The organism is Phytoactinopolyspora endophytica (genome assembly GCF_004138495.1).
Lineage (GTDB): Bacteria > Actinomycetota > Actinomycetes > Jiangellales > Jiangellaceae > Phytoactinopolyspora > Phytoactinopolyspora endophytica.
On sequence record NZ_ML142865.1, the window covers coordinates 22,456 to 23,602 of the forward strand.

At 65.6% G+C, this 1,147-nt stretch carries 2 protein-coding genes; both read left to right on the forward strand.

From position 1 onward, the window contains the following. The first annotated feature begins 193 nt into the window (after positions 1 to 193). Positions 194 to 493: a co-chaperone GroES gene (groES, locus tag ELR45_RS26185; protein WP_129668963.1), complete on the forward strand. Its 300-nt coding sequence runs from the start codon at positions 194 to 196 to the stop codon at positions 491 to 493. Between the two features lie 125 nt (positions 494 to 618). Beyond that, on the forward strand, positions 619 to 1,147 hold a 529-nt coding region (locus ELR45_RS41505; protein WP_276320734.1), incomplete at its 3' end, for a TCP-1/cpn60 chaperonin family protein.

Sequence of the window (1,147 nt, forward strand, 5' to 3'; positions counted from 1 at the left end):
CCGCCGGATGAGATATTCGCGGCGAAACTAGCACTCACCTTGACCGAGTGCTAAGACATTGGCTAAGTTCAGCATTGGCACACTCACACTGAGAGTGCCAACGGTCGATCCCGCCGGCACCCGCGACGACGGCGGCACGCGGCCAGTCCATACGAAGCATCCGTGACATCCCGCGAAAGGGGAGGTCAGACTAGTGTCGGTCTCCATTAAGCCACTCGAGGATCGCATTGTGGTCAAGCCGCTCGAAGCGGAGCAGACCACGGCATCCGGACTTGTCATCCCAGACACCGCCAAGGAGAAGCCCCAGGAGGGCGAGGTCGTCGCCGTCGGCGAGGGCCGCTGGGACGAAGACGGCGAGAAGCGCATCCCCGTCGACGTCAAGGTCGGGGACGTCGTCCTCTACTCGAAGTACGGCGGCACCGAGGTCAAGTACGGCGGCGACGAGCTGCTGATCCTGTCCAGCCGCGACGTGCTCGCCGTCGTCAACAAGTGACAGTACGACGCTGACGTATCGGTGCGACGCCCTGGCGCGGCACGGAGCCTGACAGGCTCGCCGGCTCTTGACGAGCGGGTGCCGGGCCAGGGCGTCGTCCATTGACGTGGAAGGACACATTGCCCATGCCCAAGATTCTCGAGTTCGACGAGAAAGCTCGGCGTAGCCTCGAACGAGGCGTCGACGCTCTCGCGGACACCGTGAAGGTGACGCTCGGCCCGCGCGGCCGCAACGTCGTCATCGACAAGAAGTTCGGCTCGCCCACCATCACCAACGATGGCGTCACGATCGCTCGTGAGATCGAGCTGGACGACCCGTACGAAGACCTCGGCGCGCAACTCGCCAAGGAGGTCGCTACCAAGACCAACGACATCGCAGGTGACGGCACCACCACCGCCACCGTCCTCGCCCAGGCCATGGTTCACCGCGGCCTGCGGGCCGTGGCGGCGGGTGCCGGGCCGATGTCGGTCAAGCGCGGTATCGACGCCGCGGTCGAGGCCGTCACGAACCGGCTGCTGGAGACGGCGAAGCCGGTGGACGAGAAGTCCTCGATCGCCTCCGTCGCTTCCGTCTCCGCTGGGGACCCGTCGATCGGCGAGATCATCGCCGAGGCGTTCGACAAGGTCGGCAAGGACGGCGTCATCACCGTCGACG